At 64.1% G+C, this 19654-nt stretch carries 21 protein-coding genes; 11 read left to right on the forward strand and 10 right to left on the reverse strand.

Annotated elements, in window-relative coordinates; translation table 11 throughout:
* The first annotated feature begins 36 nt into the window (after nucleotides 1-36).
* Complete coding sequence (locus VF769_RS18095; RefSeq protein ID WP_331009833.1) at nucleotides 37-819, forward strand: helix-turn-helix transcriptional regulator; 783 nt, start codon at nucleotides 37-39, stop codon at nucleotides 817-819.
* 86 nt (nucleotides 820-905) lie between these two features.
* On the opposite strand, the gene VF769_RS18100 is transcribed toward VF769_RS18095, so the two are convergent.
* The 4 genes from VF769_RS18100 to VF769_RS18115 all read right to left on the reverse strand — a co-directional run bounded on the left by VF769_RS18100 (nucleotide 906) and on the right by VF769_RS18115 (nucleotide 3457).
* Nucleotides 906-1169 (reverse strand): hypothetical protein, encoded by a 264-nt coding sequence (locus VF769_RS18100; protein WP_331009834.1) that lies wholly within the window; start codon nucleotides 1167-1169, stop codon nucleotides 906-908.
* Nucleotides 1170-1190: 21 nt separating this feature from the next.
* Nucleotides 1191-1514, reverse strand: a complete 324-nt coding sequence (locus VF769_RS18105) for a hypothetical protein (RefSeq protein ID WP_331009835.1) — start codon at nucleotides 1512-1514, stop codon at nucleotides 1191-1193.
* Between the two features lie 123 nt (nucleotides 1515-1637).
* Complete coding sequence (locus tag VF769_RS18110) at nucleotides 1638-2696, reverse strand: DUF2332 domain-containing protein (RefSeq protein ID WP_331009836.1); 1059 nt, start codon at nucleotides 2694-2696, stop codon at nucleotides 1638-1640.
* Nucleotides 2693-3457 (reverse strand): hypothetical protein, encoded by a 765-nt coding sequence (locus VF769_RS18115; protein WP_331009837.1) that lies wholly within the window; start codon nucleotides 3455-3457, stop codon nucleotides 2693-2695. The genes VF769_RS18110 and VF769_RS18115 overlap by 4 nt, the downstream gene beginning before the upstream one ends.
* An 80-nt stretch (nucleotides 3458-3537) precedes the next feature.
* Here VF769_RS18115 and VF769_RS18120 point away from each other — a divergent pair, with 80 nt between their 5' ends.
* Nucleotides 3538-3981: a PaaI family thioesterase gene (locus tag VF769_RS18120; RefSeq protein WP_331009838.1), complete on the forward strand. Its 444-nt coding sequence runs from the start codon at nucleotides 3538-3540 to the stop codon at nucleotides 3979-3981.
* A gap of 23 nt (nucleotides 3982-4004) precedes the next feature.
* On the opposite strand, the gene VF769_RS18125 is transcribed toward VF769_RS18120, so the two are convergent.
* Together VF769_RS18125 and VF769_RS18130 are read right to left on the reverse strand one after the other, a co-directional pair.
* The gene (locus VF769_RS18125; RefSeq protein WP_331009839.1) at nucleotides 4005-5165 is read right to left on the reverse strand and encodes a thiolase family protein; all 1161 of its coding nucleotides are present in this window, start codon (nucleotides 5163-5165) and stop codon (nucleotides 4005-4007) included.
* Nucleotides 5166-5191: 26 nt separating this feature from the next.
* Nucleotides 5192-5680 (reverse strand): PaaI family thioesterase, encoded by a 489-nt coding sequence (locus tag VF769_RS18130; RefSeq protein WP_331009840.1) that lies wholly within the window; start codon nucleotides 5678-5680, stop codon nucleotides 5192-5194.
* 65 nt (nucleotides 5681-5745) lie between these two features.
* On the opposite strand from VF769_RS18130, the gene VF769_RS18135 reads away from it, so the two are divergent.
* Nucleotides 5746-6204 (forward strand): MarR family winged helix-turn-helix transcriptional regulator, encoded by a 459-nt coding sequence (locus VF769_RS18135; protein WP_331009841.1) that lies wholly within the window; start codon nucleotides 5746-5748, stop codon nucleotides 6202-6204.
* Here VF769_RS18135 and VF769_RS18140 read toward each other — a convergent pair.
* From VF769_RS18140 to flgK, 4 genes are read right to left on the reverse strand one after another with little or no spacing between them, the layout of a single operon-like run.
* Nucleotides 6201-6968 carry an alpha/beta fold hydrolase gene (locus VF769_RS18140; protein WP_331009842.1) on the reverse strand — a complete coding sequence of 256 codons (768 nt, stop codon included), beginning with the start codon at nucleotides 6966-6968 and terminating at the stop codon, nucleotides 6201-6203. The two genes, VF769_RS18135 and VF769_RS18140, sit on opposite strands and share 4 nt — an antisense overlap.
* Nucleotides 6965-8260: a tRNA 2-thiouridine(34) synthase MnmA gene (gene mnmA / locus VF769_RS18145; RefSeq protein WP_331009843.1), complete on the reverse strand. Its 1296-nt coding sequence runs from the start codon at nucleotides 8258-8260 to the stop codon at nucleotides 6965-6967. Before mnmA ends, VF769_RS18140 begins: the two co-directional genes overlap by 4 nt.
* A 40-nt stretch (nucleotides 8261-8300) precedes the next feature.
* A complete protein-coding gene (locus tag VF769_RS18150; protein ID WP_331009844.1) occupies nucleotides 8301-9221 on the reverse strand; it encodes a flagellin in 921 nt (306 codons plus the stop codon).
* A 15-nt stretch (nucleotides 9222-9236) separates the two neighbouring features.
* Nucleotides 9237-11393 carry a flagellar hook-associated protein FlgK gene (gene flgK, locus VF769_RS18155; protein WP_331009845.1) on the reverse strand — a complete coding sequence of 719 codons (2157 nt, stop codon included), beginning with the start codon at nucleotides 11391-11393 and terminating at the stop codon, nucleotides 9237-9239.
* 360 nt (nucleotides 11394-11753) lie between these two features.
* On the opposite strand from flgK, the gene VF769_RS18160 reads away from it, so the two are divergent.
* From VF769_RS18160 to fliN, 8 genes are all read left to right on the forward strand, one after another.
* Complete coding sequence (locus tag VF769_RS18160) at nucleotides 11754-13310, forward strand: flagellar hook-length control protein FliK (RefSeq protein ID WP_331009846.1); 1557 nt, start codon at nucleotides 11754-11756, stop codon at nucleotides 13308-13310.
* Between the two features lie 10 nt (nucleotides 13311-13320).
* Nucleotides 13321-14001, forward strand: coding sequence for a flagellar hook assembly protein FlgD (locus tag VF769_RS18165; RefSeq protein ID WP_331009847.1), 681 nt, complete (start codon nucleotides 13321-13323; stop codon nucleotides 13999-14001).
* A 109-nt stretch (nucleotides 14002-14110) separates the two neighbouring features.
* On the forward strand, nucleotides 14111-15412 hold the full coding sequence (gene flgE, locus VF769_RS18170; protein WP_331009848.1) for a flagellar hook protein FlgE: 1302 nt from the start codon (nucleotides 14111-14113) through the stop codon (nucleotides 15410-15412).
* 146 nt (nucleotides 15413-15558) lie between these two features.
* Nucleotides 15559-15843, forward strand: coding sequence for a DUF1153 domain-containing protein (locus tag VF769_RS18175; protein ID WP_331009849.1), 285 nt, complete (start codon nucleotides 15559-15561; stop codon nucleotides 15841-15843).
* 193 nt (nucleotides 15844-16036) lie between these two features.
* Nucleotides 16037-17641: a flagellar basal-body MS-ring/collar protein FliF gene (gene fliF / locus VF769_RS18180; protein WP_331009850.1), complete on the forward strand. Its 1605-nt coding sequence runs from the start codon at nucleotides 16037-16039 to the stop codon at nucleotides 17639-17641.
* Nucleotides 17642-17644: 3 nt separating this feature from the next.
* A complete protein-coding gene (gene fliG, locus VF769_RS18185; RefSeq protein ID WP_331009851.1) occupies nucleotides 17645-18700 on the forward strand; it encodes a flagellar motor switch protein FliG in 1056 nt (351 codons plus the stop codon).
* Nucleotides 18700-19308: a FliH/SctL family protein gene (locus tag VF769_RS18190; RefSeq protein ID WP_331009852.1), complete on the forward strand. Its 609-nt coding sequence runs from the start codon at nucleotides 18700-18702 to the stop codon at nucleotides 19306-19308. The genes fliG and VF769_RS18190 overlap by 1 nt, the downstream gene beginning before the upstream one ends.
* Nucleotides 19301-19636, forward strand: a complete 336-nt coding sequence (gene fliN / locus VF769_RS18195) for a flagellar motor switch protein FliN (protein WP_349258168.1) — start codon at nucleotides 19301-19303, stop codon at nucleotides 19634-19636. The genes VF769_RS18190 and fliN overlap by 8 nt, the downstream gene beginning before the upstream one ends.
* Nucleotides 19637-19654 lie beyond the last annotated feature (18 nt).

Consider the following 19654-nt stretch of genomic DNA (forward strand, 5'->3'; position numbering starts at 1 on the left):
GGGGCTGATCCACTTAAGCAGATTTCCAATTATGGCATGATACAACAAGCTAGCGGAACTGAGAGGGACGAAAATGAGCGCAAAATTGCGCTCGCGGTAGATGCGCTTGCGCTGCGCGTGGAAGCGAAAGGGCGTGAGATCGGCTTACCTTGCATCGCAGCAAGCGCCGACATCGGCAGCCCCGCGCCGATCCGCGATTCTAACGGCAAACCCTTCGCCGGCACGTTGTTCAAATGGGTCGATCCCGGCTTGCGCTATTGGGAAGACCGCGGCTTCGCGTTGCGCTCCTATTTCATTCACGCGGTGCGGGTGTGCTCGGAGCCGATCTTCTATCATCACGGCAAGCTGGGCACGTGGCGGTCGACGCACGCTCTGGACGGCGTGAACGCGCAAGGACCGACCGAACGTTTTGGCGTTGGCGCGGCGATCATCGTGCCGGCCTATTTGCCGGCTGGCGTGATCGGCGCGGTGGTGTGGGCGACGGCCGATCCTGAGTTCGATGTCGAGCGCGTGTTCAACGCGCATGCGGGCGAGTTGCACGTGTTGGCGCTGCAATTCGTCGCGACGGAGCACGAACGCGCGATGCACGGCGCGGCGATCGCGCCGCCGCAACTGACGCGCCGCGAAATCCAGTGCTTGAAGTGGGCGGCGGCGGGCAAGACCGATTCCGAGATCAGCACGATCATGAGCATCTCAGTGCCGACGGTGCGCTTTCACATGACCAACGCGGCGCGCAAACTTGATGTCGTCGGCCGCTCGCAAGCAATCTATCGCGCGGCGACCTTGGGCTATGTCGGCATGGGGCCGACGCATAATTGAGGGGCGCGGCGCTGTGCCGTGCGGAGTTGCGCTCGGCACGGTTTTGCGCGGAGCCGGCATCGTCTGCTATTCGCCGACAACGGTCATCAAACGCGGTCCTTCAAGCTGCGATGGTGACGGATAACACGCCACATGAGCCAACCGATCAGCGCGAGCACCGCAGCCACCAACCCATAAGTGATGACCGTCGCCACTAATGCGATGCCGCCCTCTACCTCTGTGGTGCTGAGGGAGCCGTTGGCGCGAGCGCGGGGCATTTCAACGACTATGTCAACCGGGCCGATTGGCATCACCAAGAGCACAACGAACCCGACCGCAAGCAGGGTCAATGCTGCGAGCTTCCACCACATCAGCTTCTCCAGAACATGACCTTAGGCGGGAGCGCGCTGCAGACCGCGAATGTCCTGCCAGTATTCTTCCGCGACGTCGGCGTCCACTTCCACCGCCTGCGTGCTCTCCGGGTAAAGTCGATCTTGGCCGTCTTTGCGCGGCCCCGAAATCCAAAACTCTTCGCCTGTCTCCACGTCGAAATAGTTGGCCTTGAACCCACGACCTTTGAGGCTTTGGAACGTGCGGCCCCGGTAGGTGATGGACTTTCCCGTCTTTGAGAATGTGACGCGACCGATCCGCGCCGGGCCGTTCAACGTGCCCGACTTGCTCTCGACATACATGATGCGCGTCTTCGGTGGTCGCATAGCTGGAAAATCGGCTCTCGTGTGAACGTCGTCAATGTCGCTTGTGGGCCAAGAGCGGAAATCCTTCGGACCACCTGCGCTCCCCCCTCACCCTGCCCTCTCCCCTCTCGGGGAGAGGGTTCTTTAGTTGGCGCTCCAGATGTTGCGGACGTGGCCGTCGGTGTAAGCGAGGATTTGGCGTTGGCCGCCCGGCCACGTGTGCAGGTCGACGACGAAGCGGAGGCCGTTATGCACGCCGTCGGTGACGGCTTCGGGTTCGAGGCGGACCCAGGCGATGGGCGCCGACGATGTGGCGCGCGCGCCGGCTTCGGTGATGGCGTTGATGATGGCTTCGCGCGCCTCGCGCGGCGGGTATTGTAGAAAGACGGAATGATAGACGATCGTGGCGGCGTCGTGCGCGCGCGTGGCGAGCTTTTGCGCGAGCCATTGGGCGGCGTCGGCGCGATCGACGCGCGTGTCGTGTTCGAGCGCGAGTGCAACAGCGCCATCGAAGCGCGCGAGGCGATCGGCTTGATCGGGCCAGATGTAGGATTTGAGTTGGAGCCGCGCGGCTTCATCGCGAATGTCGAGCGGATTGAGATCGCAGGCGGCGCGATTGCGTATTGTGATTGGCGAGAGCGGCGGCGGGGCGCCGTTCCAATCGGTGTCGATGACGACCGGGCTGCCCTGCCCCCAGGACCAGGATTGCGTGCGATAGGCGAAGCGATCCCAATTGAGATTGAGGCCGGCGCTGGCGCCGATTTCGAGCGTGTCGATCGGGCCTTTCCAATGTTGCGCGAAGGCGAGGAAGCCGGCGAGCAGCGCGATGGCGCGGCGGGTTTCGTTGGTCTGCGGCGCCGATTTTATAAAATCCTGCACCCAGGCGCGTTCGCGTTCGAAGAACGTGCGCGCGACAGGCCAAATCTCGTCCATGCGCCAAGCGGGGTTTTGCGCGGGGTAGAGTGCGTGGAGCGCGGGATCGCGCTGGGTGAGCGAGACTGAGTGTAGCGCACCGGTGAGACGCAGTGCGAGCGCATCGGCGCGCGGGTTGGTGGGCCACTCGCCGATGATGCGTGCGGTCGGGCCGTTGGCTTCGTAATCATCGGCCATGCGATGGATGAGATCGCTGGTGAACGGCGAGCCATATTCGAGGCAGAAGCCAGCTTGTTCGCGGAAGTGAGCGGGGACGCGTTCGTCGTTCATGGCCGCACCAGCCGAATTCGCCCGTTTTCAATGCTCCACACTTCAGCGCCAATACCAATAAAGAGCGCCTTCCCGAAAGAGAGATTTATGAACACATGCGTTTCGGTCGGCAGCGGGGTCGCGAGGTGTGTCATGAACATGCCGACGGCGGCGCGCTCGAACGGCAAAACGAGGCACGAGCGGCTGAACGCTTGCGTCTCGATGATCTCCGTTGTCGCCAGGTTCACGCGCACTCTATAGGCGCCCCCGACGGGGACAACATTCGCATCCGTTGTACCAGGGAGTAAGTAGACGTCGGCGAACTCACCGCCGACGGCGGGGATGACCACGGTATTGTAGTTTGGCGAGCAGGGCGCGAATGGAGACGCCATAGCCGTTTGCCTGGCGTGAAAAAGTCGCGTTTGAGCGTCGGTGAGTGGTGCGTCAGCAACTCCGCTGGCAGTCAAGACGTCGCCGCGCAGCGTGGCGCGATAGAGGGCGCGGGGCCCCGAATCGGGCCCACTCACGAACGTAACAATCACCGCGTCGCCGTCGCGCTCTGTGATCCACCCGCGCAATCTGAGACCGACTTCGTCGCCCAATTCCTCCCGCAACGCGTCAGTGCCGAGCCAAGCGGCGCGATCGTGTTCGTAGATGTCGTGGCCGACGCGTTCGACACGGCTCAGTTCAATCTGCTGTTCCGGCGTTTGCGCCTCCGCTACGGCGTAGGGATTGGCGAACGCCAGAGCACAGACAAAAACCACCGCAAACCATTGAGGCATGATCGGCCCCTCCTAGCGGCAATATTGACTTACGCGGCGGCGCTTCGCCAGACCTCGTCGCCGCATTTTAGGAGACGAACATGGCGGAGCTGCCTGAACTCGCGCGCACGCTGATTACGCGCGAACTCCATGCGCAAGGACTCTTTGCGCATATGGGGTGTGAAATCCTTGAGGTCGAGGCCGGGCGCGTGACGTTGGCGATGGATTTTCGCAAGGAAGTCGCGCAGCAGCATGGCTTCTTTCACGGCGGCTCGGTTGGATTTCTGATCGACAATGCGACGGCGGCCGCGGCGGGCACGACGTTGCGTGAAGGGCAATCGCTGCTGACGGCGGAGTATAAAGTGAATTTCGTGGCGCCGGCTTTGGGCGCGCGCTTGCTGTGCCGCGCCGAAGTGGTGAAGGCGGGCTCGACGATCACGGTGGTCGAGGCGCGCTGTTTTGTCGTCAAGGACGGCGCGGAGAAACTTTGCGCGATTGGGCTGGCGTCCATGGCCGTGATCGCGGCGCGGACTCTGGCTTCGTAAGCCCTGCCCGCGCCGCGTTCGGCTTAGTTACGCTCCACCGCGAGGGCGATGCCTTCGCCGCCGCCGATGCAGAGCGAGGCGACGCCACGTTTGGCGTTTTGCGCTTCCATCGCGGCGAGCAGGGTGACGAGGATGCGCGCGCCGGACGCGCCGATCGGGTGGCCCAAGGCGCAGGCGCCGCCGTTGACGTTGATAATGTCGTGGCTGATGCCGAGCTCTTTCATCGCGATCATAGGCACGATGGCGAAGGCTTCGTTGATTTCCCAGAGATCGACGTCGCTGGTTTTCCAGCCGGCGCGGGCGAGTGCTTTTTGGATCGCGGGCACAGGCGCGGTGGTGAACTTGGCCGGCTCGTGCGCGTGCGAGCTTTGCGCGACGATGCGAGCGATGATTTTCTTACCCTGCTTCTCGGCGTCGGATTTGCGCATCAGCACGAGGGCCGCGGCGCCGTCGGAGATGGCCGAGGCGTTGGCGGCCGTGACGGTGCCGTCCGGCGTGAAGGCGGGTTTGAGCGACGGGATTTTATCCGGGCGGGCTTTGCGCGGGAGTTCGTCGGCATCGATATTGCCGCTCTTCAATTCGATCGGCGCGATTTCGCGCTTGAAGCGGCCCTCGGCGGTGGCGCTTTGCGCGCGACGCAGCGTTTCGAGCGCGTAGGCATCCTGCGATTCACGGGAAAATTGGTAGTCCTTGGCGGTCGCGTCGGCATAGACGCCCATGGCGAGGCCTTCGTACGCGTCCTCGAGGCCGTCGAGCGCCATGTGGTCGAAGAGTTTGTCGTGGCCATACTTTTGGCCGCCGCGGTGTTTGGCCATCAGGAACGGCGCGCGCGTCATACTTTCCATACCGCCAGCGATGACGGAATTGGCTTCACCCGCGAGCAGCGCTTGGCGCGCCATGGCGACAGCTTGCAGGCCCGAGCCGCACATCTTGTTGAGCGTGACGGCTTCGGTGCTTTGCGCGAGACCGGCTTTGAGCGCGGCTTGGCGCGCCGGCGCTTGGCCAAGGCCTGCGCTGAGCACATTGCCCATGAAGATTTGATCGGCGCCGTTCGTGCCGGCTTCGGCGATGGCGGCTTTCACGGCGATCGCGCCTAGGTCGGGTGCGGCGAGATTGGCGAGATCGCCCAAGAGCCCGCCCATCGGCGTGCGGGCCATACCAACGATGACGATATCTTCGCTCATGATTTCCTCTTTTCCGTCGCGGGCGTTCAGCCGCGCGCTTCTGGACGCAGCACCATAAGCGTCGAGGTGCCGTGCGCCAACAATTTGCCTTTGGAATCCGTCAGCGTTCCCTCGGCGGTGATAATGGTGCGACCACGCGCCACAACGCGACCTTCGGCGCGAACGGGACCGGTGGCAGGCGTGATGGCCCGGACGAAATTCACTTTGGTTTCGATCGTGGTGTAGCCGACGCCCGCCGGCAGCGTCGTGTGCGCGGCGCAGCCGGTGCAGCTATCGATCAAGGTGAGCGCGAAGCCGCCGTGGACGATGCCGAGCGGGTTCAAGACGCGGTCGCTCGGTTCGCCGATGAAAACGGCCTTGCCCTCTTCCACTTCTGCGAGCGTGAAACCGAGCGTCTTGGCGATGGAGGGCGCGCCGTGTTGGCCTTTGACGAGGAGCTGCATGGCCTCAAGGCCGGTCATGCTCATGAGCCGCTGAGCGGCGGCCTGCGGGTCGAATTGTTCCGTATCGGCCATCTGGACTTGCCTTGGTTGTATATACAAGTATTGTGGACTTAGAACCGGGACACGCGATCGTCAAGATGCCGAAACGACAGGCCGAACCATTGCTGACACCACGCATCAGCGCTGATGAGGCCGCGCCATGCCTTTATCTGCGCATGCGTATGGCGACGAAGCGGCTGTTGGCGCTCTACGAGGCGCGCATGGCCGAGAGTGGCGTGACCATGTCGCAATTCGGCATGCTGGTGGCGAGCGCGGAAGAGCCGGAACTGACGATGTCGCGGCTGGCGGAGAAGCGTGAGCTTTCGCTGTCGACGTTGTCGCGCACGTTGCGGCCGCTGGAAGAGCTGGGCTGGTTGGAGATTTTTCCGGACGCGGAGAATGGCCGCGTAAAGCGCGTGCGCTTGACGCGTGAGGGCCGCGCGAAGGTGAAGGCTGCGTTTGCGTGCTGGAAACGCGCGCAGGCGGAGGCGGCGGAGATTGTGTCGCCGCGCGATGTGGAGCGGGTGTTGCGGGCGACGGAGACGCTGCCAGTTTAGGCCACGAACTGAACGACGCGGTCGATGATGGCGCGGTCTTGGGCGATCATGCGGTGGCCTAGGCCGTCGCAGAGGACGAGTTCGGAGCCGGGCCAGGCATCGGCGATGGCTTGGGCGTTGTCCCATTCGACGGCGTCGTCATCGAGCGAGTGCAGGATGAGCGCTTCGGCTTTGAAGCCTTTGGCGATTTCGGCGAGATCGAATTTGGCTTGGGCTTCGCCGACATCGGCGGCGTAGAGTTCGCGCGCGCGTTCGACCACGTCTTCGGAGATGCCGCGCTCTTCGGCGATGTGAAACCAGCGCTTGTTACGCCCGCGCGGCGAAGCGATCAGCACGGCGCGACGCACGTTGAGACCGTTGCTGATGGCGATCGAGGTGGCGGGGCCGCCGAACGAATGCGTGACCACGCTATCGATGGGGCCGAGTTGCGCGGCGATGGCTTGGATCGCGGCGGCGGCGCCGATCGGCGTGCATTGATCGCCTTGCGAATGACCGTGACCGGGGAGATCGAGCGCGACCGTGGCGATGCCGAGTTCGTTGAGCGCTTGAATGAGCGGCGACCAGAGCGCGTTGTCGTCTTGCCAGCCATGCACGCAGAGCACAGCCGGTCCCTCGCCCAGGCGCCACGCGGCGATCTTGCCGGCGGGCGTATCGATCTCAAAGCTTTGCGCCTCGCGCAGTGGTTCAGCGAGACGCACGCGCGCGCGGCGTTTGGGCGTCATCACTTCGGTGAGGAGCGCACGGGCTTCGTCGTCGAGGCTCACTTGGTCTCCGTCGCCATGATCCAGCCGCCGCCGAGGACGCGCGAGGTTTGTGGATCATAGAACACGGCGGCTTGGCCCGGCGCAACGCCCTCTTCGGGCGTCGCTAGGTCAACGTGCCAACGCGGCGCGGAGGTTTCTTGCGGCGCCACGGTTGAGATCAAAGTCGTTTTGCGGGGCCCCCCTTCGTCAATCCCCCGGATCGAGTCCGGGGTCATGACACTTCCCCCGCGCGCGCGGGAAGATATGCGGAGCGTTGCTGGCATGGGTTCGCGGGTGGAGCGGACACGGACTAGGATTTCGCGACCGTTCAATTCTTCATCGGACGCGACATGCTCGCCGATCCAATTCACTTCTTTCAACGCGATGCGGGTGACGCCGAGCGCTTCGCGTGGGCCGACGATGACGCGCTTGTTGGGCGCGTCGAGCTTGACGACGAAGAGCGGCTCGCCAGTGGCGACGCCCAGGCCTCGGCGTTGGCCGACAGTGAAATTGATCACGCCGTTATGCGTGCCCATCACGCGCCCGTCGACGTGGACGATCTCGCCGGGTTCGATCGCGCCAGGACGCAGCTTTTCGACCACGGCTTGGTACTTGCCGTTGGGCACGAAGCAGATGTCTTGACTGTCCGGCTTTTCGGCAACGCGGAGCCCAAGCTCGGCGGCGAGTTCGCGTACTTGTGTTTTCGGCAGGCCGCCGAGCGGAAAGCGCAGATAATCGAGCTGCGCGCGCGTGGTGGCGAACAGGAAATAGGTTTGATCGCGGCTGGCGTCGGCGGCGCGATGCAGTTCTGGGCCGGCTTGGCCGTCAATGCGTTGCACATAATGGCCGGTGGCCAAGCAATCGGCGCCGAGGTCTTCGGCGACGCGCTTTAAGTCCGCGAACTTCACGGTTTGATTGCAGCGCACGCAGGGGATCGGGGTGGCGCCCGCGAGATAGGTGTCGGCGAAATCTTCCATCACCGCATTGCGGAAACGGCTTTCATAATCGAGCACGTAATGCGGGATGCCGATGGCATCTGCGACGCGGCGGGCGTCGTGGATGTCCTGCCCTGCGCAGCAGGAGCCGGCTTTGTTGATGGCGGCGCCATGATCGTAGAGCTGGAGCGTGACGCCGATGACGTCGTAGCCTTCACGCTTCAGCATTGCTGCAACCACGGACGAGTCCACGCCGCCGGACATGGCGGCGACGACGCGGGTTTGCGACGGCGGCTTGGCGAAGCCCAGGGAATTCAGAGGGACGCCAGCAGGCGTTGGGCCGGCTGGAAGCCGGCGGTCCGATACGGTGTTATTCATTTTACCCTTCCCCACCGGGTTCAAGGCCCGGAGCGAAGGCTTAGAGATAATCCAAGAGCGAGAGCCTTGAAAGCTCCGCGAAGGTTTTTGCTGCAGCTTCGTATTGTAGACTGAGGGTCGAGAGCCGCATCGCGACCTCGCCGCCATCGGCGTCGGCCTGCTCGCCAATCTCCTTTTTGATGAGATCGGAGCGCTCTTGAAGGCGGATGGTCTCCACTTCGAAGCGCTTCTGGATTTGGCCGTTGCGCGCTTGCTCGTTGGTGAATTGCGAGGCGTGGGCGGTGAGGCCTTCGGCAATCTGCTGCAACGCGTTTTGCTGCTCCAGGGAAATCGGCTGGCCGATCGTGCCGCCGTGATCGTCGAGCAGGTTTTTCAGCTCGCGCAGCGTGTCGAACAAGGGCTGAGAGAGCTCCGACGCCTTGGCCGAGACGATGATCGGCGAACCGGTGCCGAGATCAATGACCTGATGTCGGGCGGCTTCGTCGAACAGCGCCGCAGGCGTAATCGCCGTCTTCAATTGCTCAAGGGTTTGGATCTTAATCGGGCCAAGGCCTTGGCGTTCGCCAGCGAACATGGGCTGGCCGTTCCAGGTTTCATTCAACGCCTGCACGACACTGGCGAAGGATAGTTCGAGCTCGGTGATGATGCCGCGCCCGTCATTGGCGCTGATCGCCTCTCGGATCGATTGCGAGAGCAAGGTGGCGGCGTCGGCGACTTGGCCGAGCGCTGAGCCCTGCACGCCGAAGCGCGCTTGCATCTGTTCCAGCGTGGAGGCGCGGGAATCTGATTGCGTGAGCAAGGTGCGCGCGGAGAGCAAACGGCTGGACGCGCCTCCATAGCCCTTCAGGTCGTGATGCTTGGCGCCGGTCGACATCTGCCGGTTCAAGTCAGTCAACTGGTCCGTCAGGCGACGTAGGTCCGACATGGACTGGTTGATGAATGCGAGAGTAACGGCGCTCATGAGCCTTCTCTTCCGTTAGCGTGCGCCCAGCGCGATCAAGACGTCGAGCATTTCAGTCGCGGCTTGGATCACGCGCGCGGATGCGGCGTAGGAATTCTGATAGACGGTCATCTTCATGAGCTCGTCATCCATGTTGACGCCTTCGACCTGACCGCGGCGATCGTTGGCGGCGTTGAACACGGCCGTGGCGGCCGTGTAGGCCCGGTCCGCGTCGGAGGACATGCGTCCAGCCTCACCGCCCAGGCGCGCAGCGAAGTTCGCAAGCGTCGTGGTTTGCGCGGTGAGCACGCCGTTGGCGCCGAAGCTGCGCGGCGTGTCGCGCATAGCCAGCAGAGACGCGGCGCCGCGATTGTCGCTGGCTTCGATGAGACGGTTGCCGACATCGACAGTCATGTCCGGCTTGCCGACCGCGAGCAAGATCGGGTTGGTGGCGATGCGCTGCGACACCTGGATGTCGATGCCACGCGACATAGTGGAGGCGCCGGAAAGCCCATTCAGCGCCGTGAACGACATGCCGGTGTCGCCGCGCTGCGTAGAATCGTTGAGCAATTCGACAGTGTAGCCTTCGTTCGACGAGAAAGAGATTTTTCCCGTGGCGGGATCTTGGCTGAAGGCGCCGTAGTCGCCGAGGCCGGCGGCGCCCGCGGCGTTGAGTTCGGATACGAGATCGTTCCACGTCGCGCCGGGCGCGGCGAGCGGACCGGCGATGGCAATCGTGCGCGTGCCGGTGATGCGGCCGAGCGCATCGCGCACCTGATAAGTGATCTCGCCGCCGGCGCCAAAGCCGTGCGTGTCCCCGCCCGGGATGCCATGTTCGAAGAACATTGGCGTCGAACGCGAGACGAGGTCGTTCAGGCCGAAGAAGTGGGAAAAGCCGCGGCCGGCGCGGTCGGCTGGATCGGCAGGGTCCTGCTGGATCGAGACGCCGCCGCCATTGTTGACGTTCATGCGCAGCACGCCGCCGCTGAAGCTGGCCGACCCGGCAGGGGTCGCGGCGGCGAGCGCGTTGTTCAGCGCCGTGGCGAAAGCGTTGACGTCGCCAGCGGCGAAACTGTAGCCGGCCGCCGGATTTTCACCTGTGATCATGCCCGTGTCGAAGTCGATCGTCAGGCGCTGCGAGAGATAACCTTGCGGATCGGTGATGCCGATGATGGCGTTGCCGGTAAAGCCGAGCGAATCCGTGCCGATCAGTCCAGTCTGGCGGCCGACGAGACTTGAAGGCGCCGGCGCGGACGTGTTGTCGTTATGCGCTTCGTTCAGCGCATCCCCCAACTCGGCGGCGAAACCGCCAAGCGCTTCGGCGAGCGCCGGCAGATCAATGTCGCGCGCTTGGATCAGACCGCGGATTTCGCCGCCCATCAGCATCGGTTCCAGATTGGTGTTCGAACCGAGCTGCGGATTGATAATGATGACGCCGTGGGTGGCGAAATTGGCGTCGTTTGGTTGATATTGCAGCGTCGCGGCCTCCGCGCCGACCAGCAATGCGCCGCCGCTCGTGCGGACAATAACGCCGCCATTGTCCTGCTGCGTGACCCGGACTTCCATCAATTTGGACAAATTGTCGATCAGCGACGATTGCGCGTTCTCGGCGGCGGTGACATCGGCGCCGGTGGTTTTGTTGAGCCTGATCTCCTGATTGAGTTCGGCGATGCGGTTCATCAGATTCTGCGCTTCATCGACGCCATCGGCGATGCGCTGATCCGCTTCGACGATAAGCGACTGAATCGTCTCGCCGATGCGGTTCACTTCCGAGAACATCGCCTGCAGCGACGAGATGGCGTCGCCGCGGCGCAGGGCTGATGACGAATCGAGACCGAGCTGGTCGAGCGCCGCCCAGAAATTGTCGAGCTGCGCGAACATCGAGGCTTCGCCGTTCGGGTCGCCCCATGCTTCCTGCGCGCGGCCCAATAGGTCAGCGCGCGCGGCTGCGCTCGCCTGACTGGCGGCGGCGATATAGCTCGCGGTTGAAAGAAACTGATCGGCCGCACGGGTGACGGACTCGACCTGCACGCCGCCATTGCCGCCAGGAATGACAAGCGGCGTGTAATTGACTTCGGCGCGGACGTAGCCGGGCGTGTTGACGTTGGCGATGTTCTGCGAAACCACGCCCATCGCCGTTTGCGAGGCGCGCAGACCGGAAAGGCCGGTCGTGAGAATGGCGGACAGGCTCATGACGGCGCGCCCGGCAGAAAGCGCCCGGCGCCCGGTCGATTTTGCCGACCGGCCGATGGCCCCAAGAGCGCTGCTGAGGCGCTGGCAAGCGGTTGATGTAACACGCTTTTCTCCGTCATCGCCGACGCGCGGGCAGCGCCCGTGCGCGGTGGTTCCAGAGACTCATCGCAAGGATGGGGCCAGGGTTAAGGGCCGGCAGGACTTGCCGGCTGGTCCAGGTCGTTTCTGCCTAGGGACGACGCGGCCAGGCGGCGCGCCGTCACCTAGTGAACTGTTTTTGCTGGATTTTCTTATGGTAAACGCTGTGGCCCGAGGTTTGCTCTGAACCACGAGCCGCGTTGCGTGCGGCTTGGGGGATTTATGAGCTACGCCGCCGAGGCTCTTGTGAGCGCACCGCCGCCGTCGAAACCGGCGGCCGCGAAGAGCGCACCCGCACCACAAGCCGCGCGTGGCGATGAGCCGAGCTTTGGCGATCATCTGGCGGCGGAGACCGAAGAGCCTGTCGCGCCGCCGGTCGCCTCGTCGAACGCGCCCACAGCTGGCGCGGAACCATCGGAAGAGAGCAACGTGGCGCCGGCAGAGGCGGCGACGGACGCGCCCTCCTCCGAGCAAAACGCCGATGCAGCGCCGCAACCCGTCCAACACCCCGCGCCCACGCCGACGCCGATTGCGTCGCCGGTGTTGGTGCAATTGATCGCGAACGATGCGCTGCCGGTAGAGAACACGGCGGAGAGCGCCGCGCCGGTGCAAGCTCCGGCGCCTGACGCGGCGCCGGAGCTGCCGCCGACGCCGATTACGCCGCCCGCTCAGAATGCGGCGCCGGAGGCTGATGCGTCTGTTGCTGACGCCAACACGCCGCCCGCGTCGCACACCAAGCCGCAAAATCATGTGAAGGCGGACGCGCCGACGCCCGAGACGAAGCCACAGGACAAGAGCGCCACGCCGCATATGGCCGTGGAAGCGGCGGCGAAAGCGGCTGACGCGGCGCCGACCGAGACGCCGCCGCCGGTAACTGACGTGGCGCGCGCCGCGCCAGCCAGTGTGACGCCGCCGCCCAACGTGGTCACGGCGCCAGTCGCGGCGCCGCAGCCAAGCCACGCCAAGGCGAACACGGAGACGAGCGACGCCGCTGAGGTCGCGCCAATCGTGATTGATGGCGAGGCGGCGCAGCCGGCCGCACCCGCACCGAACGCCGCACCGCGCCCGCTCGCAACGGATGCGCCGGTTGAGCGCGTGGCGCCGCACGCGGCGCCAGACGATGCGTCGGTGCAAGAACGATTCGCGGCGGCCCTTGAGAAATCCGCGCCGCGCGGCGAAGCGAAAGCGAACGTGGAGCGCGCGCCGGCGACGCAGCCCGTCGCAGCCGACGTCGCCCCCGCGCTCGCCGCGAGCGCCGCGCCAGAGAGCATGAGCGCGACAGCGCCGGTCAACGCGCTGAGCGCGGCGACCGCGCACGCAGCGGCGCAAACGCAGGCGATGAACGCCGATCACGTGTCGCGCGCCGCACCCGCCTCGACGCAGGTGGCGCAGGAAATCATCCGCCGCTTTGACGGCGGCAGCACCAAGTTTGAACTGCGGCTTGATCCGCCGGAGCTTGGCCGCGTCGAGGTGCGGCTTGAGGTGACGCGCGATCACAAGGTCACGGCGGTTGTGGCCGCCGACAGTCCGCAGGCGTTGACGGAATTGGCGCGGCACGCGCGGGAGCTCGAGCAGAGCCTACAATCGGCCGGGCTCGAACTGACCGATAATGGGCTTTCGTTCGATCTGCGCCAGAGCCGCGAAGACGCGCAAGATGCGAACGGCGAGAGCGCGCGCCACTCAAGCAGCGACGACGAACCCCTTGAACCCGCCGCCCCATTGGCGCGGCCCATTGGCCTCGAGCGTTGGCGCGGCGTCCGCGTCGACGTGATGGCGTAAGGATTGAGCGATGGTCGACTTCAGCACGATCAATGCGAATAACGGCGTCGGCGGCGCGACGACGACAGCTTCGCAAAGCGCATCCGACACGGCGTCGCTTGCGAACAATTTCGATACGTTCCTGACGCTGTTGACGGCGCAGCTGCAAAACCAGGACCCGCTCGCGCCGATGGATTCGACGCAATTCACGCAGCAATTGGTGCAGTTCAGCCAGGTTGAGCAGCAGATCCGCACCAACCAGCAAATGGAATCGCTGGTCGGACAATTTCAGGCGGCATCCGCCAGCGCGGCGCTCTCCTATCTGGGCAAGGATGCGATCGTCGAAGCCGATGAGACCTACCTCGCGGGCGGCGAAGCGAATTGGGCGTATGTGCTGCCGGACGGCGGCGCCGACAGCGTGAAGATCACGGTGCGCGATAGCGCCGGGCGCGCTGTTTACACGACCGAAGATTTGCCCATCACCGAAGGCGAACACCTGTTTACCTGGAACGGCGTGAAGACCAACGGCGAGACCGCCGCGGACGGCGTCTACACGCTCGACATCGAAGCACGCATGGATGGCGAAGATGTCGACACGCTTGTTCGCGTTCGTGAAACCATCATGGGCGTAGATTTCTCGGGCACATCACCTTCGATCATCACACCATCGGGCATTCGGACCTTCGACAAGATCAGATCCGTACTCGGGTGATTGAACCAAAGCGCTAGCCGAACGCCGGCGCTCACAACACGCGCAGAAGCGCTCCATTCGACAACTTTGATGCCGCGGCGCGAGCAACGCCCGGCGATGGAGCTGGACTATGTCTATCTATACCGCCTTGCGCGCGGGCGTCTCTGGCCTCACCGCCAATTCAAGCGCGCTCGCCGCGATCTCCGACAACATCGCCAACGTGAATACGGTTGGCTACAAGCGTTCAGGCGTGGATTTTTCCGCGCTGGTGAACGCGCAAAACTCGAACACCACCTACAACGCCGGCGGCGTTCTGCCGCTGACGCGCCAACAGATTTCGCTGCAGGGTTCGCTCGAACAATCACGCTCGACCACGGACTTGGCGATCTCGGGCGACGGATTTTTCATCGTCTCGCCGAACTCGAGCCAACTCTCCAACGGCGGCTCGGTGCTGTTCACGCGCGCCGGTTCGTTCACGATCGACGCCGACGGCTACATGGTCAACGCGCAGGGCCTCTATCTGCAGGGCTGGCCCGTGAATAGCGACGGCACCGTGGTCTCCTCGCCCACCTCGCTCTCTGCGATCGAGCCGATCAACATCTCCGGCGTTGGCGGATTGGCGGAAGCGTCCGCGAACGTGCGCGTTAGCGCCAACTTGAATTCGGATCAGACTGCTTATGGCGGCGCCTATGTTGCGGGCGATCTCGCGCTCGGCAACGTGACGGCGCATTTTGAAAGCTCGCTTGAAGTCTATGACTCGCTCGGCGCGCCGCGCACCATTTCGTTCGGCTTTCTGAAGACAGGTCCGAATACGTGGCAGTGCGAAGTTTATGCCCGCCCTGACACGAACATCACGGGCGGCGCGGCCACCGGCGGTCTGCTCGGCTCCGGCACCGTGACTTATAATACCGACGGCACGGTGAACACGGTGTCGGCCGGCTTGCAGAACTTTACCATCAACTGGGCCGCCACGACCGGCGCCGCGCCGCAAGACCTGACGCTCGACCTCGATGGCGTAGCGCAAAACGCCAAGAGTTTCGGCATCACCTCGGTGAACGTCGACGGCGTGCCGCCGGGCGATCTGGTCGGCCTCATTCTCGAAGGCGACGGCTTCCTGACGGCGCAATTCTCGAACGGGCGGGCGCGCGCGCTCTATCAGATCCCCCTTGCCACGTTCGTCAATCCGAACGGCCTGGCGCCGGATCAAGGCGGCGCGTTCCGCACCACGCTGGATTCTGGTCTTTACAATATCAACGCCGCGAACGCGGGCGGCGCGGGCCGCATCGTGTCGGGCGCGTTGGAGGCGTCCAACGTCGACCTCGCGCAGGAATTCACGAACCTGATCACCACGCAGCGCGCTTATTCAGCAGCGTCGCGCATCATCACCACGGCCGACCAAATGCTTGAAGAACTCCTGATGGTGAAGCGCTAAAACTGAAGGATTGGAGGTAAGAAACGAGTAAGAGAATCCGTGTACTAATTTAGGACACGCGCCTTATCAGATTTTACGTCTGGTCTTAGTCGTTTCTTAGCCCATCCGATCTATGGTGGTGCGGAAGAAACAAGGAGAAAGGCGCTATGCAGAAGCAACGCCGCTATGATGGGATGGTGATGGGTCCTGATGGGAACCCGCTCACTTTGGACGACCTGCCGCCGCCGGGCACCACGCGTTGGGTGATCCGTCGCAAGGCTGAAGTGGTCGCCGCCGTGCGCGGCGGTCTGTTGACGCTTGAGGACGCGTGCGCGCGCTACGGCCTTTCGGAAGAAGAGTTCGACGGCTGGCGCAAGTCGATCGAGAAGCACGGCCTGCCTGGCCTGCGGACGACGCGCATCCAGCACTATCGCGGCGCGCCGTCTCAATAACGCGCCGCGCCTTCGGCGCCGCTCAAAGCTACGCTTTTACAAGGCCCCCACCCTCACCGGCGGGGGCCTTTGCGCGTCAACATCGTGGTTAACGATTGCTTCACGTCCCGATGGGCAATTTCTGCCGACCGGCGAGATTTGCCCACCTGATTTGGGGGCCATTTCGCGCGTGTTTGCGGGACGAGGCTGGGGCGTGAACGGATTACTCGATCTGATTCTAAAGGCAGGACCGACGCGCTTGATCGCGGCGCTCGGCATCACGGCCGTGGCCGCCGCCTTGATCTTCACGCTCGTGGTGCGCATGGGCGGCGAGGAAAAGGCGCTCTTGTTCTCGGGCGTGGAAATGCGCGAAGCGGCCGAGATCACGCAACGCCTGGAAGCCGCCGAGATTCCTTACGAGTTGCGCGGCGACGGCTCATCGATCTTCGTGGCGCGCTCGCGCGTGCTGGAAGCGCGGATGATGCTCTCGGCCGAGGGTCTGCCCTCCCAGGGATCGATCGGGTACGAGATTTTCGACGAACCGGACGCGCTGGGCCAGACCCAGTTCCAGCAAAACATCAATCGCCTGCGCGCGCTCGAAGGCGAGCTCGCCCGCACAATTGGCTCGCTCGACGGCATCGCCTCGGCGCGCGTCCACCTGGTGCTGCCCGAGCGCCAATTGTTCTCGCGCGATGCTGAGCAGCCTTCGGCTTCGATTGTCCTGCGCCTGCGTCGCGATGAGCTGACGCCGAACCAAGTGCGCGCGATCCGTAATTTGGTGGCGAGCGCAACGCCTGGCCTGACGACCAGTCGCGTCACCATTGTGGATGAGACGGGCCGCCTGCTCGCCGCGGCCCAGACCGAAGAAGGCGCAGTCGCCGAAGGCATCGATTCTCGGCAGACGGCGATGGAAGAGCGCATCCGCCGCACCGTGACGGACATCGTTGAAGGCGTTGTCGGTCAAGGCAATGCACGCGTGCAGGTCACCGCGGAAATGGACTTCAACCGCGTCAGTGAGACGTCGGAGCGGTTCGACCCGGAAGGCCGGGTGGTGCGCTCGACCTCCACGACAGAAGAAACCTCGGCGAACGGCGCGCGTGCCCAAGCCGCGACCGCAGGCGCCAACGTGCCGGACCCGAACAATGCCGGCAATGGCGGCGGCTCCGAGGATACAAGCTCGTCAAGCCAGGAAACGGTCAACTATGAGATCTCGCGCACGACGCGCACGGAAGTGAGCGAAGGCGGCCGCATTCGCCGCCTTTCGGTAGCAGTGGCGGTGGACGGCGTGACGACGCCGGGCGCGGACGGGGCCGAGCCGGCCTACGCGCCGCGCTCGGAAGAAGAGATGCAACGTTTGCAGGCCTTGGTGCGCTCGGCCGTGGGCTTCAACGCCGAGCGCGGCGACGTGGTGGAGGTCGTCAATACGCAGTTTGCGCGCATGCCGATAGGCGGCGAAAACGCCGAGCCGGGCTTCTTCGACAATTTCGACACGATGCGCATTGTCGAGCTCGGCGCGGCTCTGATGGCCTCGCTCGCCTTCGTCTTCTTCGTGTTGCGTCCGCTCATCACCGGGCTGATGCGCGGCGGCCAAAACGCGGCGGCGGCGCCGGCTGGCGCTATTCCCTCCCTGCCAGGGCCGGCCGGCGCGGCGGCGGCCCTGCCCGCGCCGCCGGCGGAGGAATTCGACGACGCTATCGATATCGCGCAAATCCAAGGTCGCGTCCGCGCTTCCTCCGTCAAGAAGGTGGCGGACGTGGTCGAGAAGCACCCTGATGAATCCGTTCAGATCATCCGCGGCTGGCTGAACAATGCGTTGTAACCGATGAACGCTGTGGCGAAACCGAGCGCGGCCGACGCCGCCAAAGCTTCCGAGAAGTCGGACATCTCCCGCTATAGTGGCGCGGAGAAGGCCGCGATCGTGCTGATGTGCCTTGGCGAAGCCGCCAAGCCGCTGTGGGAGATGCTCGAAGAGGACGAGATCAAGGAGGTCTCGCAGGCAATGTCGTCGCTGGGCTTGGTGCCGGCTGCGACAGTGGAAGCGCTGGTTGTCGAGTTCGTGACCAAGATGTCCGGCTCGGGCGCTCTGATGGGCTCGTATGAGCAGACGCAGCGCATGCTTCAGGCTTTCTTGCCGAAGGAAAAAGTCGATGCGCTGATGGAGGAAATTCGCGGCCCCGCCGGCCGCAACATTTGGGACAAGCTCGCCAACGTCAACGAGACGGTTCTGGCTGCGTACTTGAAGAACGAATATCCGCAAACGGTCGCGGTCGTCCTGGCGAAGGTGCGGCCAGACCACGCCGCCAAGGTCTTGGCGGAATTGCCGGAGGATTTTGCTTCGGAATGCGTGCAGCGCATGTTGGCGATGGAGCCGGTGCAGCGCGAAATTCTGGAGAAGATCGAACTCACGCTGCGAACAGAATTCATGTCGAACCTGGCGCGCACCTCCAAGCGCGACAGCCACGAGATGATGGCCGAGATTTTCAACAATTTCGATCGCGCCACGGAAGCGCGGTTCATTGGCTCCCTGGAGGAAAAAAACCGCGAGTCCGCCGACCGCATCCGCGCGCTGATGTTCGTGTTCGAAGATTTGAGCAAACTGGATTCGGGCGGCGTGCAGACGCTGCTGCGCACCGTCGACAAGAGCGATTTGGCGCTTGCGCTGAAGGGCGCCTCGGACTCGCTACGGAGCCTCTTCTTCTCGAACATGTCCGAACGCGGCGGCAAGATTCTGAAAGAAGAAATGGCCGGCATGGGGCCCGTGCGCTTGAAGGACGTCGACGCCGCGCAAACCCGCATGGTGGCGATCGCCAAGGACCTCGCGGCGCGCGGCGAGATCGTCCTGTCCGACGGCAAGGCCGAAGACGAGTTGATCTATTGATGAGCAACATCCGCAAATACGCCTTCGAGACCGAATTCACGCCGGACGGCGGCATCGTCAACACGGCGCCGAAGAAGTTCGAACTCGATGAGGTCGAGGCCGAGCGCAAGGCCGCCTATAAGCGCGGCGCCGACGATGCCTTGGCGGCGGCGGAACGGCAAAGCGCCGCCGCGTTGCAGGCGCTGGCGGAGAAAGCCAGCACACTCATCACCCAGCTCGAAGCCGAAAGCCGCGCGATGCGCGAGGAAGCGGCGCGCGTTGCCTTGGCGGCGGCGCGCAAGATCGCCGGCGCAGCGCTGGACGCCTATGGCGTGGAGCGCGCCGCCGTGGCGGTGGAAGCCGTGATGGACACGCTGCGTCATCATCCCCGGCTCGTGGTGAAACTGGCGCCGGAGGCGTGCGAAACGCTGAAGGCGCGGATCGAAGCGATGGCGGATCAGCACGGCTATGGCGGCGTGATCCTGGTGCGCGCCCAGCCCGGCATGCGCGCCGGCGAGGTGAGCATCGATTGGTCCGACGGCATCATCAGCATGAATCCGGAAGACGCCGCCAAGCGCATTGAAGATCTGATCGAAGCCGCGCTCGCGGCGCCGACGACGCATTCGTGAGGAAAACATGAGTGACCTGAAGCTCGATGAGTTCACGCCGACGCCGATGGAGACGGCCGTGGAAGGCGGCGAGCGCACCGCCTCGGATTTGGCCGCCGTATATGACGTGCCCGTGAATGTCCAAGCCGTGCTCGGGCGCGCAAACATGGAAGTCGCTTCCCTGCTCCGGCTGGCGCGCGGCTCGGTTATCGAACTCGACCGCAAGGTCGGCGAAGCCATCGACATTTACGTCAACAATCGCCTCGTGGCGCGCGGCGAAGTTGTCGTCGTCGATGATCGCCTCGGCGTGACCATGACGGAAATCATCAAGGACGGCGACGCCGCCTAGAGCGCGGCGTCTCGAGGA

The sequence above is a fragment of the Vitreimonas sp. genome (genome assembly GCF_036392335.1).
Classification (GTDB): domain Bacteria; phylum Pseudomonadota; class Alphaproteobacteria; order Caulobacterales; family Aquidulcibacteraceae; genus Vitreimonas.

What these genes read in the sequence shown, in the direction of transcription:
- VF769_RS18110 (WP_331009836.1), bottom strand. Translation starts at nt 2,696, where the DNA reads ATGAACGACGAACGCGTCCCCGCTCACTTCCGCGAACAAGCTGGCTTC.
- flgE (WP_331009848.1), top strand. Translation starts at nt 14,111, where the DNA reads ATGTCTATCTATACCGCCTTGCGCGCGGGCGTCTCTGGCCTCACCGCC.
- flgK (WP_331009845.1), bottom strand. Translation starts at nt 11,393, where the DNA reads ATGAGCCTGTCCGCCATTCTCACGACCGGCCTTTCCGGTCTGCGCGCC.
- VF769_RS18190 (WP_331009852.1), top strand. Translation starts at nt 18,700, where the DNA reads ATGAGCAACATCCGCAAATACGCCTTCGAGACCGAATTCACGCCGGAC.
- fliG (WP_331009851.1), top strand. Translation starts at nt 17,645, where the DNA reads ATGAACGCTGTGGCGAAACCGAGCGCGGCCGACGCCGCCAAAGCTTCC.
- VF769_RS18160 (WP_331009846.1), top strand. Translation starts at nt 11,754, where the DNA reads ATGAGCTACGCCGCCGAGGCTCTTGTGAGCGCACCGCCGCCGTCGAAA.
- VF769_RS18115 (WP_331009837.1), bottom strand. Translation starts at nt 3,457, where the DNA reads ATGCCTCAATGGTTTGCGGTGGTTTTTGTCTGTGCTCTGGCGTTCGCC.
- VF769_RS18150 (WP_331009844.1), bottom strand. Translation starts at nt 9,221, where the DNA reads ATGAGCGCCGTTACTCTCGCATTCATCAACCAGTCCATGTCGGACCTA.
- VF769_RS18105 (WP_331009835.1), bottom strand. Translation starts at nt 1,514, where the DNA reads ATGCGACCACCGAAGACGCGCATCATGTATGTCGAGAGCAAGTCGGGC.
- VF769_RS18125 (WP_331009839.1), bottom strand. Translation starts at nt 5,165, where the DNA reads ATGAGCGAAGATATCGTCATCGTTGGTATGGCCCGCACGCCGATGGGC.
- VF769_RS18175 (WP_331009849.1), top strand. Translation starts at nt 15,559, where the DNA reads ATGCAGAAGCAACGCCGCTATGATGGGATGGTGATGGGTCCTGATGGG.
- VF769_RS18135 (WP_331009841.1), top strand. Translation starts at nt 5,746, where the DNA reads ATGCCGAAACGACAGGCCGAACCATTGCTGACACCACGCATCAGCGCT.
- VF769_RS18165 (WP_331009847.1), top strand. Translation starts at nt 13,321, where the DNA reads ATGGTCGACTTCAGCACGATCAATGCGAATAACGGCGTCGGCGGCGCG.
- mnmA (WP_331009843.1), bottom strand. Translation starts at nt 8,260, where the DNA reads ATGAATAACACCGTATCGGACCGCCGGCTTCCAGCCGGCCCAACGCCT.
- VF769_RS18130 (WP_331009840.1), bottom strand. Translation starts at nt 5,680, where the DNA reads ATGGCCGATACGGAACAATTCGACCCGCAGGCCGCCGCTCAGCGGCTC.
- VF769_RS18120 (WP_331009838.1), top strand. Translation starts at nt 3,538, where the DNA reads ATGGCGGAGCTGCCTGAACTCGCGCGCACGCTGATTACGCGCGAACTC.
- VF769_RS18100 (WP_331009834.1), bottom strand. Translation starts at nt 1,169, where the DNA reads ATGTGGTGGAAGCTCGCAGCATTGACCCTGCTTGCGGTCGGGTTCGTT.
- VF769_RS18095 (WP_331009833.1), top strand. Translation starts at nt 37, where the DNA reads ATGATACAACAAGCTAGCGGAACTGAGAGGGACGAAAATGAGCGCAAA.